At 38.3% G+C, this 16,816-nt stretch carries 16 protein-coding genes; 10 read left to right on the top strand and 6 right to left on the bottom strand.

Annotated elements, in window-relative coordinates; genetic code table 11:
* The first annotated feature begins 91 nt into the window (after positions 1-91).
* Complete coding sequence (gene rraA, locus ABN212_RS12065) at positions 92-595, top strand: ribonuclease E activity regulator RraA (protein ID WP_100157725.1); 504 nt, start codon at positions 92-94, stop codon at positions 593-595.
* A 93-nt stretch (positions 596-688) separates the two neighbouring features.
* Here the strand turns inward: rraA and zapB are convergent, their stop codons facing one another.
* Positions 689-931: a septal ring assembly protein ZapB gene (gene zapB / locus ABN212_RS12060; protein WP_109373414.1), complete on the bottom strand. Its 243-nt coding sequence runs from the start codon at positions 929-931 to the stop codon at positions 689-691.
* A gap of 294 nt (positions 932-1,225) precedes the next feature.
* On the opposite strand from zapB, the gene ABN212_RS12055 reads away from it, so the two are divergent.
* Together ABN212_RS12055 and glpK are read left to right on the top strand one after the other, a co-directional pair.
* Entirely contained in the window at positions 1,226-2,041 is an 816-nt protein-coding gene (locus ABN212_RS12055; protein ID WP_198620347.1) for an MIP/aquaporin family protein, read from the top strand.
* A 42-nt stretch (positions 2,042-2,083) separates the two neighbouring features.
* The gene (glpK, locus tag ABN212_RS12050; protein ID WP_151436595.1) at positions 2,084-3,616 is read left to right on the top strand and encodes a glycerol kinase GlpK; all 1,533 of its coding nucleotides are present in this window, start codon (positions 2,084-2,086) and stop codon (positions 3,614-3,616) included.
* A gap of 116 nt (positions 3,617-3,732) precedes the next feature.
* On the opposite strand, the gene emrD is transcribed toward glpK, so the two are convergent.
* Positions 3,733-4,917 (bottom strand): multidrug efflux MFS transporter EmrD, encoded by a 1,185-nt coding sequence (gene emrD, locus ABN212_RS12045; protein WP_198620346.1) that lies wholly within the window; start codon positions 4,915-4,917, stop codon positions 3,733-3,735.
* 337 nt (positions 4,918-5,254) lie between these two features.
* Between emrD and fpr the strand changes: the two genes are divergently transcribed.
* Positions 5,255-6,001 carry a ferredoxin--NADP(+) reductase gene (gene fpr / locus ABN212_RS12040; protein ID WP_198620345.1) on the top strand — a complete coding sequence of 249 codons (747 nt, stop codon included), beginning with the start codon at positions 5,255-5,257 and terminating at the stop codon, positions 5,999-6,001.
* 73 nt (positions 6,002-6,074) lie between these two features.
* On the opposite strand, the gene ABN212_RS12035 is transcribed toward fpr, so the two are convergent.
* Complete coding sequence (locus ABN212_RS12035) at positions 6,075-6,506, bottom strand: DUF805 domain-containing protein (protein ID WP_198620344.1); 432 nt, start codon at positions 6,504-6,506, stop codon at positions 6,075-6,077.
* A 97-nt stretch (positions 6,507-6,603) separates the two neighbouring features.
* On the opposite strand from ABN212_RS12035, the gene ABN212_RS12030 reads away from it, so the two are divergent.
* Both ABN212_RS12030 and tpiA read left to right on the top strand, forming a co-directional pair.
* Positions 6,604-7,239: a DUF1454 family protein gene (locus ABN212_RS12030; protein WP_198620343.1), complete on the top strand. Its 636-nt coding sequence runs from the start codon at positions 6,604-6,606 to the stop codon at positions 7,237-7,239.
* A gap of 106 nt (positions 7,240-7,345) precedes the next feature.
* Complete coding sequence (gene tpiA, locus ABN212_RS12025) at positions 7,346-8,116, top strand: triose-phosphate isomerase (protein WP_069366847.1); 771 nt, start codon at positions 7,346-7,348, stop codon at positions 8,114-8,116.
* A gap of 101 nt (positions 8,117-8,217) precedes the next feature.
* Here the strand turns inward: tpiA and ABN212_RS12020 are convergent, their stop codons facing one another.
* Entirely contained in the window at positions 8,218-9,219 is a 1,002-nt protein-coding gene (locus ABN212_RS12020; protein ID WP_349443269.1) for a sulfate ABC transporter substrate-binding protein, read from the bottom strand.
* Between the two features lie 257 nt (positions 9,220-9,476).
* Positions 9,477-10,454, bottom strand: coding sequence for a 6-phosphofructokinase (gene pfkA, locus ABN212_RS12015; RefSeq protein ID WP_075673000.1), 978 nt, complete (start codon positions 10,452-10,454; stop codon positions 9,477-9,479).
* A 532-nt stretch (positions 10,455-10,986) separates the two neighbouring features.
* Here pfkA and fabG point away from each other — a divergent pair.
* Positions 10,987-11,742 (top strand): 3-oxoacyl-ACP reductase FabG, encoded by a 756-nt coding sequence (gene fabG, locus ABN212_RS12010; RefSeq protein WP_349443268.1) that lies wholly within the window; start codon positions 10,987-10,989, stop codon positions 11,740-11,742.
* A gap of 214 nt (positions 11,743-11,956) precedes the next feature.
* A complete protein-coding gene (locus ABN212_RS12005) occupies positions 11,957-13,081 on the top strand; it encodes a glycosyltransferase family 9 protein (protein ID WP_349443267.1) in 1,125 nt (374 codons plus the stop codon).
* A gap of 231 nt (positions 13,082-13,312) precedes the next feature.
* Here the strand turns inward: ABN212_RS12005 and cpxP are convergent, their stop codons facing one another.
* Positions 13,313-13,876: a cell-envelope stress modulator CpxP gene (gene cpxP, locus ABN212_RS12000; RefSeq protein WP_349443266.1), complete on the bottom strand. Its 564-nt coding sequence runs from the start codon at positions 13,874-13,876 to the stop codon at positions 13,313-13,315.
* Positions 13,877-14,074: 198 nt separating this feature from the next.
* Between cpxP and cpxR the strand changes: the two genes are divergently transcribed.
* Positions 14,075-14,773 carry an envelope stress response regulator transcription factor CpxR gene (cpxR, locus tag ABN212_RS11995; protein ID WP_023583423.1) on the top strand — a complete coding sequence of 233 codons (699 nt, stop codon included), beginning with the start codon at positions 14,075-14,077 and terminating at the stop codon, positions 14,771-14,773.
* Positions 14,774-14,785: 12 nt separating this feature from the next.
* On the top strand, positions 14,786-16,177 hold the full coding sequence (gene cpxA / locus ABN212_RS11990) for an envelope stress sensor histidine kinase CpxA (protein ID WP_198620338.1): 1,392 nt from the start codon (positions 14,786-14,788) through the stop codon (positions 16,175-16,177).
* The last annotated feature ends 639 nt before the right edge of the window (positions 16,178-16,816 follow it).

The following is a 16,816-nucleotide window of genomic DNA, read 5'->3' as shown; positions in this document are numbered from 1 at the left end:
TTGACTCACTGAATTTTCAGTGAGTCTTTTGCCAACCGCCCCTGTTAAGGGATATACTGGACTTTCCTGTGGCAACCTGACGTAATCTCCTATGAAATATGATACTTCTGAACTCTGTGATATCTATCAAGAAGATATCAATGTCGTAGAACCGCTTTTCTCAAACTTTGGTGGTCAAAGTGCCTTTAACGGGCAAATCATCACCGTTAAATGTTTTGAAGATAATGGCCTGCTTTATGACTTACTCGAAGAAAATGGCAAGGGTCGTATTCTTTTGGTCGATGGCGGTGGCTCTGTACGTAAAGCCTTAGTTGATGCTGAACTAGCGCGACTTGCTGTTTCTAATGAATGGGAAGGCATTGTCGTTTACGGCGCCGTACGTCAAGTTGATGCATTATCAGAGCTTGATTTAGGTATTCAAGCAATGGCTGCTATTCCTGCGGGTTGCCAAAGTGAAGGCATTGGTGAAAGTGATATCCGTGTTAACTTCGGTGGTGTTACCTTCTTCTCTGGTGATTATCTTTATGCTGATAACACAGGGATCATTTTATCTGAAGAGCCATTAGGCTTAGATGAAGATTTGATTGAAGAGTAATTGTTACTTTTTATCTGCGTTCTTACGATTTCAATACTCAAAAGCCACCTAACGGTGGCTTTTGTTTTTTAGGCTTTAAGCAAATAAAGACTATTATTGCACGTCTTCCATTTTGCCTAACAGCGCGCGTAAACGCTCTTGCCAAGTTGATTGCTCTTGTTTCAGTTCTTCATTTTCACGAACAAGGGCTTCGCGTGATCCTGCTGCTTCTTGAACTTCTTGGCTCAGCGCGTTATTTTTTTCTTTTAACTCTTCGATTTCCATCTGTAATAACGTGATGGTATCAATTGCTTGTTGTACTTTTGATTCTAACTTCTCGAAAACTTCAAATGACATACTGTAATCCCCCATATAATCGATACTTCCGATTGTAAGTAGCCTATCAACAACTGTCTAGCATCTTCCGAGGAATTACATTCTTTTTTCAATTTATCAAAAATACTGGTCAGATCACATTACAAATGTCGAACAAGTCACTAATTAAGAGCGTTTTCACTCATTTTCTTGATGAGACACACAAATTTCAATTTCGCTTATTCTCGTTTACGCTCATTAACGATAAATTCACAGTTATCTTTTCAATTCGAAAAGAATACTAACAATAAATAACCCTCTTTCAGGATAGAATATATGAGCCAGACGAAAACCTCTCTTATGGGTCAATGCATTTCTGAATTTATCGGAACTGCGTTACTAGTCTTCTTTGGTCTTGGTTGTGTTGCTGCGGTACGTATTGCAGGCGCAGAGCTAGGACTGTGGGAGATAAGTATTATCTGGGGGCTGGGTGTTGCCTTAGCCGTTTATCTTACCGCGGGCACATCTGGTGCTCACTTAAACCCAGCAGTTACCGTTGCATTTTGGTTATTTGCTTGCTTTGAACGCAGAAAAGTTATCCCTTATATTATTGCACAAATGTTAGGTGGCTTCTTTGCCGCTGCTATTGTGTATTTTATGTACTACAGTGTTTTCCTCGACTACGAACAAGTTAATGGCATTGTCAGAGGCTCACAAGAAAGTCTCTTCACTGCTGGTGTATTTTCAACTTATCCTGCAGCTCAAATTTCCGTTGTACATGCCTTTTTTGTTGAAGTTATCATTGCCGTTATATTAGTTGGCTTAATTTTAGCCTTAACTGATGATGGCAACGGTGTACCTAAAGGTCCATTAGCACCTTTATTAATTGGTATCTTAATTGCCGTAATCGGTGGTGCATTTGGCCCATTAACTGGATTCGCCTTAAACCCAGCTCGTGACTTTGGTCCAAAACTGGTTGCGTACTTTGCTGGCTGGGGTGATATTGCGCTGACTGGTGGACGTGATATCCCTTATTTCTTAGTTCCAATGATTGCTCCATTTATCGGTGGTATCTTAGGTGCATTGGCTTACCGTAAATTAATTGGCCGTCACTTACCTTGCGATACCTGCAAAATTGAAGACGATAAATAAAATTAAGAGCAATATTGTTGATTATCAGAACAGGTTACTAACATGACGACAGAAACAAATACATCGAATACCGAGAAAAAATACATTGTTGCACTGGATCAGGGTACAACCAGTTCACGCGCCGTAGTCATTGACCACGATGCCAATATTGTCAGTATTTCACAACGTGAATTCACCCAAATCTATCCTAAGCCAGGCTGGGTTGAACACGATCCAATGGAAATTTGGGCGACACAAAGTGCAACCTTAGTTGAAGTATTAGCAAAAGCAGATATTCCATCCGACCACGTTGCAGGTATTGGTATCACAAACCAACGTGAAACCACCATTGTATGGGATAAAGAAACGGGGAAACCTGTTTATAATGCAATTGTATGGCAATGCCGTCGTACTGCGGATTTCTGTACTCGCTTAAAAGATAAAGAAGGTGTTGAAGAATATATCCGTCAAAACACGGGTTTAATGGTTGACCCTTATTTCTCTGGTACAAAATTAAAATGGATCCTCGACAACGTCGAAGGCGCTCGTGAAAAAGCAGAAAAAGGCGAATTGTTATTCGGTACTGTTGATACTTGGTTAGTTTGGAAAATGACACAAGGTCGCGTTCACGTTACAGATTTCACTAACGCCTCACGTACCATGTTATTTAATATCCACTCTTTAGATTGGGATCAAAAAATCCTCGATCTGCTGGATATTCCTCGCAATATGCTACCAAAAGTAGTGCCATCTTCAGAAGTTTATGGCCAAACAAACATTGGTGGTAAAGGGGGGACACGTATTCCTATCGCCGGTATGGCGGGTGACCAACAAGCTGCACTTTATGGTCAGCTTTGCGTACAAAGTGGCATGGCAAAAAATACCTATGGTACGGGTTGCTTCTTACTGATGAATACAGGTAAAGAAGCAGTTCGTTCTAATCATGGTTTGTTAACAACAATTTGTTGTGGTCCTCGCGGTGAAGTGAACTATGCCCTAGAAGGTGCGGTATTCGTTGGTGGTGCTTCTATTCAATGGCTACGTGATGAGCTAAAACTCATTGATGAAGCTACTGACTCTGAATACTTCGCAACTAAAGTTAATGATACTAATGGCGTCTATGTTGTTCCTGCATTTACAGGTTTAGGCGCACCATATTGGGATCCGTATGCTCGTGGTGCTATTTTTGGTTTAACCCGTGGCGCTAACCGTAATCACATTATTCGTGCAACCTTAGAGTCTATCGCTTATCAAACACGCGATGTGCTTGATGCAATGCAAGCTGATTCAGGCGCACGTTTACAATCACTGCGTGTTGATGGTGGTGCTGTTGCCAACAACTTCTTAATGCAGTTCCAATCCGATATTTTAGGTACGCGTGTAGAACGCCCTGTTGTTCGTGAAAGTACCGCATTAGGTGCTGCATTCCTTGCTGGTCTTGCTATCGGTTTTTGGAGTGATTTAGAAGAAGTGAAAAACAAAGCCGCTATTGATAAGGAATTCCGCCCTGGCATCGAAACCACTGAGCGTAACTATCGCTATAACGGCTGGAAAAAAGCCGTCGCTCGCGCTCAAGAATGGGAAGATCGCGGTTAATTCAGTAAAGGTTAATTGCAGTAAAACTGTTTGAGAGAGAAGTAGCCTAGGCTACAAAACCAAAATGCCGAGATTTTTATCTCGGCATTTTTTATTTCAGTCACTACATCAATCAACTAAATAGTATGTTCTTCATGGCTAAAACGATGAGCCAAAGGAAGCCAACAAAGCATAATCACTACTGACATAGCAAACATAATCATACCTAAACTGAATTGATTATGTTGTGGCAGTAAAGCAGAAAACCATGTTGCTACACCGGAACCTACATTTTGTAAACCACCCACCAGTGCACCTGCTGAACCCGCTAAATAAGGGAATGGCTCCATCGCCCCTGTTGTTGCTAATGGGAATAGCATACCTGCACCAAAGAAAAATAGTGCTGCGGGTACTAATAAAGTCCAAATATTAATAATATTTAGCCAACCGGGGATCCACATTAAAATCCCTGCGGATAAACAACAAAACACAGAATGCCACATCAGCTGTACAAAGGTTTTGCCTTCACGGCCTGCATACCAAGCACCAAAAAATGCAGCGGGAATAGGCAAAATAAATAATATACTGATAGTAATACTATTTAATCCCAACACGCCGCCCATCAATACACCGCTTGATGCCTCAAAGACCGCAATACCTGATAACGCACAAATCAGCATAATTAAAAAAGCACTAAAGGTACTGTTTGAAAGCAGTAAGTAAAATGATGATAACATTTTACGCTTTTCAACTTGTACAGGACGTGTTTCAGGCATCCAACGATACATACAGAAAAGAACGCTACTTCCCAATAATAATAAGAAAATATAACACGCATGCCAGCCAAAGAAGTGAGCGACAACACCACCAATCATCGGCGCTAATAATGGGCTAACTAAAACGCCCATATTTAACAAACTATTGGCGTAACGTAATGCAGTTCCTGTATATAAATCACGAGGTTGGGTACGTGTCATTACACCTGCAACACCAGTTCCCATCCCTTGTAAGGTACTTGCAATCACCAGTGTGGTTAAATTTTGCGAGAAAATCGCTACGAGTGTTGATAAACAAAAAATAGTCATACCAACTAAAATAACAGGACGGCGTCCTACTTTGTCGGAAATAGGTCCATAAATTAGCTGTGAAAAACCATAAGAAAAAAGATAGGCACCCATAACTTGCTGTACCGCTCCGGTTGGCTCACCAAAGTAAACGGCCATATCAGCAATAACAGGAACATAAATAGTTTGAGTCATTTGACCCACAGCAACCAGTGCAATTATCAATAATAATAGATTTGCATGCTCTAACTTTCTCATTTCTTTTCTTTGCTCAAGAATTTCAGATAAATAAATTAACGGACAGGCACACACCACAGAGAATTTATAAAAATAAACTCCGCAAAATGCATGCCTTTTCAAAATGAGACTAAGTTAACAAATTTGGAGAAATTTGCGAGATAGCCAGCAATTTTTGTATGACACCTAATGTCAGAGAAAAACACCATAGCTGTCAATATAAATGTACATATTGTGTCATTGATTGACAAAATCTCAGATAAATAACATCACCACACCATCTTGATAAATAAAAAATCGCTTCCTATTTAGAATAAATAATCAACATAAGCATATTTATCAAAAGGAGATAATCTCTATGGCTAATTGGGTGAATGGAAAAGTTACTCAAGTTCATCACTGGACTGATGCGTTAATGAGTCTTGTCGTCAATGCTCCTATTGATAAGTTTACAGCTGGGCAATTTGCAAAATTAGCGCTAGATATTGATGGCGAGCGAGTACAACGAGCCTACTCTTATGTGAATGCACCTAATGATCCCAATTTAGAGTTCTATCTGGTGACTGTGCCTGATGGAAAATTAAGCCCTAAATTGTGCGCACTAAAAATAGGTGATGAAGTTCTTGTGACCGAACAAGCCAGTGGCTTTTTTGTATTAGAAGAAGTACCCACCGCGAATACACTTTGGATGCTTTCGACAGGCACCGCTATCGGCCCTTTCCTCTCTATTTTACAATTAGGTGAAGATCTTTCTCGATTTGAAAATATCGTTCTTGTCCACGCTGTTCGATATGCTAATGACTTAAGCTATTTACCTTTAATGGAAAAACTCGTTGAACGTTATCAAGGCAAATTACGCATTCAAACCGTTGTCAGCCGTGAAAATCATATTGGCTCATTAACAGGACGTATTCCTGCACTCATTGAAAGTGGGGCTTTAGAAAAAACAGTTGGCCTAACCATCAGCCCAGAAGAGAGCCATATTATGTTGTGTGGTAATCCACAAATGGTCAGAGACACTCAACAACTCTTGAAAGAGCAGCGGGAAATGCGTAAGCATTTACGACGAAAACCCGGGCATATCACCAGTGAGCAATATTGGTAATATGAAAAAGAGAAATAATAATAGGGGCGAATTCTTCTCTTTCGCCCTTATTAATTTATTTTAATAAAAAGTATTAGCGTAAGCGTCGGTAATCCACTTGCTCAGTTTGTTTACCAAAATAGTTTTCACCGTCATTACCAATAAATACACCACAATCAAGCAACATAATCATCCCAATAAAAGAAGGAAGAAAACGTCCAATCGCCCATTGCCAAAAAGGTTCTAAACTACTGGTATCGGCTAATCCTAACATCACGGCAAGTAAGAGTAATAAGAGCCATATTCCTCTTTTATTTCTATCATGCAGTCTTTTTGTAAAAATCGCGCATAAAGGATAAAGAATAAAAAAGATGAGTATCCACGTAACAATAGCTGGTAATGGATAAATCATATCATTAATAATAAATAAGCCTAAAAAAAGAGCAAAACAAGCCCCTAAACCAGCCCAGAAATCACGACGTCCAATTCGTCCTTTGAATGAAAATGCCCAATGTTGTAAGGTCATAAATTCTCAATAATTTACTTAATTTGTGAATTACACTGTCCATTTGGTACCAAATAATACAGACTAGCCAATAACAGCACAGATAAGCGGAGGACAGATGATAAAAGCAAACACACTTTCTACGTTATACCTGATAATCATAAGTATTGCTCTTTGTTTGCCAACTTCTGTTTTTGCAACAGAAATGTCTGTCACACAAAAACAGCCCACTAAAGATGATATTGCCTATCTTAAACAAGATGCACCTGTTTTTGAGATAACCATTCCAGAGCTAAGAGCTAAGTTCAATCAACAAAATCCGTTGTTATCGCTTAACGAATATAAAATTATTACTAATCACGATATTGCGATCCCTCTTGTTAGAGCTGCAACGCGTATTACGCCTTATCTCTATTCATCTGCAATATTAGAGCGCGGGAGCGAAAAAATAAAAAGTTTACAACTCACGCTGATCCACTCCCCAGATTCACCTGAATTAGAAAAAATAAATCGCGAGCTAACAACACAATACATTATCACTTTGATCGCCCAATTTGACTCATCAATAACCCAAGAGCAAATTCAAGAAGCTCTCAATTTATTCGCATTTAAAAATCAAAATTCTGATTACATTAGCCATGATGTGGGTGCTATTCGCTATATTATTGCCCATGAAGATGACCAATTAACCACCTTTGCCATTGAACCGATTAAGCTTTCTTTAAACAGCAAGATCGTTTCAGCTATTCCGTGATAAAAAACAAAGCTATTCTATTCATTGTTCTCTATACTGTTGTGCATCAACAGAATTCATGTTTATTAGCAAACTAAATTTAAACCACTCGGTTGGAGGAAAAGTTATGCGCCATCCATTAGTCATGGGTAACTGGAAACTCAACGGCAGCATTCATATGGTTCATGAATTAATTGCTGCATTACGTAAAGAAGTTAGCGGTGTTGCGGGTTGTGATGTTGCTATCGCACCACCAGCAGTTTACCTATGCCAAGCACGCCATGAAATTGGTGGAAGCCGTATTGCATTAGGTGCTCAAGATACAGGTGTTAACTTATCAGGTGCTTTCACTGGTGAAACTTCAGCAGAAATGCTGAAAAACGTTGATGTTAAATACGTTATCATTGGTCACTCTGAGCGTCGTACTTATCATAAAGAATCTGACGAGTTTATCGCTCAAAAATTCGGCGTGTTAAAAGAGTTAGGTTTAACACCTGTATTATGTATCGGTGAAACTGAAGCAGAAAATGAAGCAGGCAAAACACAAGAAGTGTGTGCTCGCCAAATTGATGCTGTTTTAAATGCACATGGTGCAGCAGCATTTAAAGATGCCGTTATTGCTTATGAGCCAATTTGGGCTATCGGTACAGGTAAATCTGCAACTCCAGCACAAGCTCAAGCGGTTCATAAATTTATTCGTGATCATATCGCGAAAAAAGATGCTGCTATCGCTGAACAAGTGATCATTCAATACGGTGGCTCTGTTAATGATAAAAATGCAGCCGAACTGTTTGGTCAACCAGACATCGATGGCGCATTAGTTGGTGGCGCTTCACTGAAAGCGGACGCATTTGCCGTTATCGTTAAAGCAGCAGCACAAGCTAAAGCGAAAAAATAATTTTTATCTTTCTGGCCTATGCCATTAATCGATAAAAAATAGAGAAAATCACCTTACTGAAGATAAAGCAGAAGGTGATTTTTTTGTTTCTAGCCGTGTGATCAGCGACGACTTATTTCATCAAACACACCGCCTGTCGCAAAATGTGTTTTCTGTGCAGATTGCCAATCGCCAAAAACGTTATTAAGCGTAAATAACTCTAGTTTTGGAAAACTACTTTGATATTTTTCCGCTATCGCTTTATCTCTAGGGCGATAATAGTTTTTCGCAGCGATTTCTTGTCCTTGTGGTGAATAAAGATATTCTAAATAAGCGGTAGCGATTTCTCGTGTGCCTCGCTTATCAACCACTTTATCAACGACAGAAACGGTAGGCTCTGCAAGAATAGAAACTGATGGAGTAACAATTTCAAATTTATCAGCCCCTAATTCATTAATCGCTAATAAAGCTTCGTTTTCCCATGCAATCAATACATCACCAATGCCCCGTTCAACAAAGGTGTTTGTGGCTCCTCTTGCACCTGAATCTAACACCTCAACTTGCTGATAAAGTGCTTTGACGAAGGCTTTGGCTTTTTCACTGTCTTGATGATTGGCTTTTAATCCATATCCCCACGCTGCAAGATAGTTCCATCTCGCACCGCCTGAGGTTTTTGGATTAGGGGTAATAATTGAAACACTTGGTTTGATTAATGAATCCCAATCGACTATTTGTTTAGGGTTTCCTTTTCTGACCAGAAAAACGATTGTTGACGTGTAAGGGGCAGAATTATCAGGAAGTCGTTTTAGCCACCGTTTATCAATACTCCCTCTTTGAGCGATTGCATCTATGTCATAAGCTAGTGCTAAGGTAACAACATCCGCTTCAATACCATTTATTACCGATGTTGCTTGCTTTCCTGAGCCACCATGTGATTGACGAATAGTCACTTTATCTCCCGTTTTCTGCTCCCAATACTGGCTAAACACTTGATTATACTGCTGATAAAGTTCTCTCGTTGGATCATAAGAGACATTCAATAATTGAATATCTTTAGCCCATAAAATATTGGAAAAAAGCAATGCCATTAAAACGGTTGATAACACACCCCATTGTTTAAACATATCTATCCCCCTATCGTTAAGTATTTAACTAGGCTGACAGAAAGTTTTATAACGATGAAATAACAAAAAGCCGATGGATATACACAACAGGAATATATCTATCAATATAAAGGGGAGCAGAAGAAATAAAGGAGGATAGAGATCGCTAAATGAAATGTTTTCACTCGAGAAACTACTCTGACACAAAAAAGTATCAGAGCAGTTCACGAATAAGGATAGAACTCAGAAAGGCTTTGGTATTACGGTGAGGCTATTGCTTAGTACAATTTTTTCGCTGTTTCATACCAATCAGCCTTAAAGACACGTTTCATATTCATAACCGCATCAATAATATCATGGTGAACCAGTTTTTCGTTTTGAATACCAACACAACGACCGCCATAGCCTTCTAATAGCAGTTGTACAGAGTAAGCACCCATGCGAGAAGCAAGAATACGGTCGTAAGCAACTGGAGAACCACCACGTTGGATATGACCTAATACCGTTGCACGCGTTTCATGTTTAGTTTCAGCTTCAATAAAACGAGCCAATTCATGCACATCACAAACGTGCTCAGTGATTGCAACGATGGCGTGACGTTTACCACGTTCAATACCCGCTTTGATTTCTGCCAATAACTCATCACGATTAAAAGGTAATTCAGATTCAGGCAGAACAACAAATTCACAGCCCCCTGCAATTGCCGCAGACAGTGTTAAGTCGCCACAGTAACGCCCCATCACTTCTACGATAGAGATACGTTTGTGAGAAGTTGAAGTATCACGTAAGCGGTCAATGGCTTCAACAGCCGTTTCTAATGCAGTGAAATAGCCGATAGTGTAGTCAGTACCAGCAACATCATTATCGATTGTGCCCGGTAAACCGATACATGGAAAACCTGCTTCCGTTAATTTTTTTGCACCTAAATAAGAACCATCACCACCAATAACAACTAAGGCATCAAGCTCATTTTGTTTCATGTTTTCGATAGCAACAGCACGTACATTGTCTTCACGGAACTCAGGGAAACGAGCAGAACCAAGGAATGTACCACCACGGTTGATCATGTCTGACACGCTAAAACGGTCGAGTTTTTTCATGCGATTTTCGTATAGCCCCATGTAGCCATCCATAATCCCATAAACCTCTAAACCTTCACTTAGTGCGGCACGGACAACACCACGGATCGCGGCATTCATACCTGGTGCATCACCACCACTTGTTAAAACCCCAATTCTTTTGATCCCATTGACCATGATTACCTCTGATTCTTATTCGATGTAATTATTGCAAAATTGTTGGAATAACTTTTTATTTCAATACCGGCTTATCTGGTGTAATTTTCCGATATCGTAAATGCTGAATTGATTCAACAATACCATTGTACGCATATTTTTTACCAGTTCATCATTATCGTACATTTTTTTTCATAAACTTGATGCGCATTAAACTAATCAAGTAGCCTGTATAAATATTATACTAGTCTATCTCAAACGCATTTCGCCAATAAGTTAACACTTTTTATACAGACACTTTACTGCCTTTTTGCATTCATCTCAAAAAAACGCTATTTACGCTAAAAAATAGCATCGGCATATTTTGATAAATATTCAGTTTTCTCTGGTGTGATGTTCTATCTACCGTTTATCTCTCTATTTTGTGATGTCATCCTTTCAACGAAAAAGATGATCTAGGGTACATTTGTGACCATCAACAAAGTTCTCTGGTTGATTTACCGCTTTTCAATCTAGACTGATACAGTGGAACTCACACTTAATAGGAGGTTTTATGTTTGATTTAACGGGTAAAATCGCTTTGGTTTCAGGTGGTGCAAAAGGTATTGGTAAAGGTATCGTTATTGCCCTAAAAAATAGTGGTGCGAAAGTGATTATTGCCGATATTGATGATGTTGCAGGCAATAAAACAAAACAAGAATTGAATGTTGAGTTTATGCACCTTGATGTCACTCATCAATCTGCCTGCGAAAAAGTGGTTGATGATGTAGTGAAAGAGTACGGTAAACTCGATATTCTTTGTTCCAATACTGGTATTTTCCCTCAAGCCACTATTAAAGAGATGACGGAAGCCGATTGGGATAAAATGCACACCGTTAACCTCAAGGGGATGTTTTTCTTAGTAAAAGCAGCCCTTCGCGTAATGGAAAAACAAAAACAAGGTCGTGTAATTATCACTTCTTCTATTACAGGCGCTATTACGGGTTACCCGGGTTGGAGCCACTATGGTGCAAGTAAAGCAGGACAATTGGGTTTTATGCGTAGCGCAGCACTAGAATATGCACGTCATGGTATTACCATCAATGCTGTGATGCCAGGAAATATCCTCACCGAAGGCTTACAGGCGCAAGGTGAAGCTTATTTAAATCAGATGAAAGCGTCTATTCCAACACATACTTTAGGTGAACCAGAAGATATCGGCTATGCCGCCGCATTCTTTGCGTCGAATGAAGCCAAGTATATTACAGGTCAAACAATTATCGTGGATGGCGGGCAGATTTTACCTGAATCTCCAGAGGAGTTGTTGTAGCTTATATAGTATAGAGATATTATTTTTATGATATCTCTATACTACCTTAATTACCCTCCAGCCATACACCTGATTTAGTTCAATTAAATCAACGGGTTAAATTGAAATCAAAGCTGTATATTAAAATACTATACAATCATTTATTGTTATGTGTTACCGTTGCATGTAACCATATCTATATACATTAACAATATCTATTATTAGCTGTATTTTTATGAAGAAAAAAAAATTTGCAACATTAAGAGCTTGGAATAGAAAACGAAATTATGTGATGAAAGATATTCGCTATTATTTCAACTTGTTTATAGAAAAAATCCTTTGGGATAAACCTAAAAAAACAACTATTGATTTCAACTCAGTAAAAACAATACTAATTTTGCGCAATGAAGGAAAAATAGGTGATGTCATTGTAGACACTGCAATTATAAAGATACTATCTCAACACGGCTATATAATTGATATTTTAGTTACATCAACAAATGACTCGATATTAAAATATAATAATAATATAAGAAAAATATATATTGCCAATAATATAAGTCTTAATGATTTCATGAAGAAACACAATCACAATGTTAGTAAGGACGTTGTGAGAAAATTAAATGAAAATAATTATGATTTAATCATAGATCCATCTATGTTTAATATTCCTATACATAGACCTAGGCTTTTAAAAGAAATTTCAGCAAAAAACGTTATTAGTTTTAATAAGAAAAGTTGGTTAAAACATTATAGTAAATCAATTTATTTTGATTATAATTTAGATCATATAAAAAAATCATATGAGCTATTATTAGCAGAATTTAATATTAATGAGGAAAGCATAGATTATGATATTTGCTATCCCAATGATATTGATGAAGAAATAGAGAGTTATTTATTTACTCTACCTAAAAACACTAAGAATATTATAATAAACATATTTGCTGGTAGTGATGACCGTTGTTTATCTTTAACTCAAGCTAAAGAAATAGATGAAAAATTAAATTCCCTCTATAATGATATTAATATTATTATTTTAGATCATAAAAAAGTAATACCAGACAATACATTTAACCATGTAAAAATATATATACCAAAATCACTACAACACACTATTGCATTGATCTCAAAAGCAGATCTTGTTATATCACCCGATACCTCTATTGTGCATATTTCTGCAACATTCCGACGCCCTCTAGTAGCAATATATAAAGATGCTATCCACAATAATAAATTGTGGGGACCCGGCTATGATAATTCTCAACAAATTTTCGTTTCTAATGCAAAAACATATGAAGACAATAATATTGTTGAACAAATAATAGCTGCATCAGAGAAATATTTAGCCCCCAAATAGCAGTAACTCTTTTTATAAAAGAACTACTAAAATAATGAAAAAATACTCAGATAAAATATAAGGCACTTTTGAAATTTCTTATCTTGTAATTTTAAATAGAGTTACTCAATAAAAAAAAGCCCCTCTCCAGAGGGGCTGCAAAAGACAGGGATGGTGTCTATGGCAAGGAAAAAACTTCGTTGTTGCTACTTACTCTCTAACTAGGTACTGCTTTACTACACTCTTACTTCATTACTGATTTTGTTGACCTTGTTGGTCAACAGATGACATTTTCTGTTGGTAATTCTTTTCTAACTGCGCTTTCTGTTCAGGGGTTAACAGCTGATACATCTGGTTATGGACTTTTGCCATTTCAACGTGGCGCTCTATTGCTTGTTTATCCATATCTTGCATCTGTGCTCTTACAGCCGCTTCATCAAATTTCTCAGCTGTGACTAATTTATGCATATTCTCATGACGCTGACGGAAATCTCCGTTATATCTGTCTTGATGATGCTGGCGCATTAAATCGCGCATTTGTGTACGTTGTTGCTCAGTTAATGTAATTCCGTTAAACATATAGGAGTCGCCGTAGCCATTCCCCATCATATGTCCACCGTTATTCATCATATGGCCACGTTGTCCACGGTGACCTCTATAATCACGGTCGCCATGCATTCCATTGCCATAACCGCAGTGGTAATTACCATTATACTGTTGCTCAGTAGGCGGATTGGTATTTGTAGTTTCAGCTAATACCATCGTCGGAGCTGCCAAAAACATTGATGCTAGTGCAACTACTGCTACTTTACGCATTGCTTCACTCCTAATTCGGTAAATTAATACCGACCTAATTAATATGACTTCAATGTGTATAATTCATATGTGTAATTCTTTGCTATGTGGATTACTATACCGTTGCGGCTGCAAACTAGCGTCAGAGCGTGTAAAAGAACGTAAAGTCATAGATTCGCGCTATTTATTATCGTATTTTTCTCTTGGAGGAATTGACGAATGCATAAAATCTTATTAGTGGATGACGATCGCGAATTAACATCGCTATTGAAAGAACTGCTTGAAATGGAAGGCTTTAATGTTGTAATCGCCTCTGATGGCGAACAAGCACTTAAACTTTTGGATGCTTCTATCGACTTGTTATTACTGGATATCATGATGCCACGTAAAAACGGGATTGAGACACTCAAAGAATTACGCCAAAATTTCCAGACCCCTGTCATTATGTTAACGGCAAGAGGCAGTGATCTTGACCGAGTACTTGGCTTAGAGCTAGGTGCTGATGACTATTTACCAAAACCTTTTAATGATAGAGAGCTTGTTGCACGTATCAGAGCTATTTTGCGTCGTTCTAATTGGAGCGAACAAAAACAGACTGACAGCAATACATCTCCAACATTACAGGTCGATAAGCTACAACTTAATCCTGGTCGACAAGAAGCAAGTTTTGATAATGAACCGCTAGAGTTAACAGGAACTGAGTTTACTTTGCTTTATTTACTTGCTCAGCATTTAGGACAAGTCGTATCACGTGAACATCTAAGCCAAGAAGTACTTGGCAAGCGCTTAACACCGTTTGATAGAGCGATTGATATGCATATTTCTAATTTACGCCGTAAATTACCAGAAAGAACAGATGGACAACCTTGGTTTAAAACGTTACGTGGCCGTGGTTATCTGATGGTTTCAATAACTTGATAAATATTCTTTATGATAAATAGTCTGTCAGCGCGCATTTTCGCAATATTCTGGCTGACGCTAGCATTAGTTCTCGTGCTAGTTATGATGGTTCCAAAGCTGGACTCGCGCCAGCTTACCCCTCTTTTAGAGAGTGAATACCGTCAAGGCGTTATGCTAGAACAACATATAGAAGCAGAATTAGCTCAAGATCCCGCTAACGATCTCCTTTGGTGGCGTCGATTAATTCGTGCTATTGATAAATGGGCACCACCTGGTCAACGCTTAATCATCGTTACCAGTGAAGGCCGTATCATCGGCGCTCAACGTAATGAGATGCAGGTTGTCAGAAACTTTATTGGCCAATCTGATAACGCCGATCACCCTAAAAAGAAAAAGTATGGCCGTTCTGAGATGTTAGGGCCCTTTTCTGTAAGAGATGGTGAAGATCATTACCAACTTTATCTCGTACGCCCTTCAAGTAGCCCTCAATCTGACTTTATCAACTTATTATTTGATAAACCGCTATTGCTACTCATATTCACCATGCTTATCAGCACACCATTATTAGTATGGCTTTCTTGGAGCTTAGCAAAACCTGCAAGACAACTTAAAAATGCGGCTGATGATGTTGCTAAAGGTAACCTCCGCCCTCACCCAGAGCTAGAGACTGGCCCTCAAGAGTTTTTAGCAGCAGGCACCAGCTTTAATCAGATGATAAGTGCTCTTGAACGTATGGTTGAAGCACAACAACGTTTAATTTCTGATATTTCTCACGAGTTACGAACACCATTAACACGCTTACAATTAGCTAGCGCATTATTACGTCGTCGTAGTGGAGAAAGTAAAGAGCTAGAGCGGATTGAAACTGAAACTCAGCGTCTTGATGGCATGATTAATGACTTGCTGGTTCTTTCTCGTAATCAACATAAAAACGAGTTATTACGTGAAACAGTAAAAGCCAATGAATTGTGGGATGATATTTTAGATAACGCTAAATTTGAGGCCGAACAAAGTAATAAAACACTACAAGTGACAACACCGCCGGGAGCATGGCCTATTTACTGTAATCCATATTCTCTGGCTAGTGCATTTGAAAATATCGTTCGTAATGCCTTACGTTATTCCAACTCTCGCATTGAAGTTGCCTTTACTGAGCAGAACCAAGGTATCACCATTATTGTTGATGATGATGGCCCAGGCGTTAGCCCAGAAGATAGAGAGCATATCTTCCGACCGTTCTATCGTACTGATGAAGCAAGAGATCGTGAATCTGGAGGCACAGGCTTAGGTTTAGCGATTGTTGAAACCGCAGTTAGCCAACACAGAGGCCATGTTAAAGCTGACGATAGTCCATTGGGCGGGTTAAGAGTTGAGATTTGGTTGCCGAGGGCTGGGGCAAGTAATAAATCAACAACTGCTTAATAGAGTAATTAAACTGTTGTATCAAAATATACTGCCATCTATTGAAGAATAGGTGGCATATTCTTTTAGTTAGCGTTTGTTGATGCAATTCAGAATGATCTGGCTGAATCGACCTCTATTCCGATATTTATATATACTCAATCAATGCTAAAATAGCCAGCTATTACTTGACCGTCTGGTTTGAAGAGTCTACTCTCACTGCGGTTTTTGCATATTGTTAAAGTAAATTTAAAAAACCAATAGTAAAAAACATCCTTGAATACTGAAACCACTAAAAATATTGATTTAAATTGATAACAGAGCCTATACCGAGACTTAGTTTTAGAAGACAGATTACAACATCTACAATGATGAAATATTTTAGATATGATGACATATTATATTAAGCATCAATACTTAGGCAATCAGACCTACATACTTTCACAACTAACTTATTGTAAATCTAAAGCATCATTGATTCTAAATGCTCACAATTATCAAAAATACAACTAGCCAGAATGCAAAAAATATTATCTTTAGAATAAAAGTAGCCAAAAATAGTCTAATTAAAGATCCTACGCTTTCAAGGTTACAATAAAGATAAAAGCTATTCTCAAAACTATTCTTTTGATATAATTTATCAATATATTTGAATGGATT

The organism is Proteus genomosp. 6 (genome assembly GCF_040139785.1).
Lineage (GTDB): Bacteria > Pseudomonadota > Gammaproteobacteria > Enterobacterales > Enterobacteriaceae > Proteus.
The sequence above is the reverse complement of the archived record's forward strand: the minus strand, read 5'-3'. Positions and strand labels throughout refer to the sequence as shown.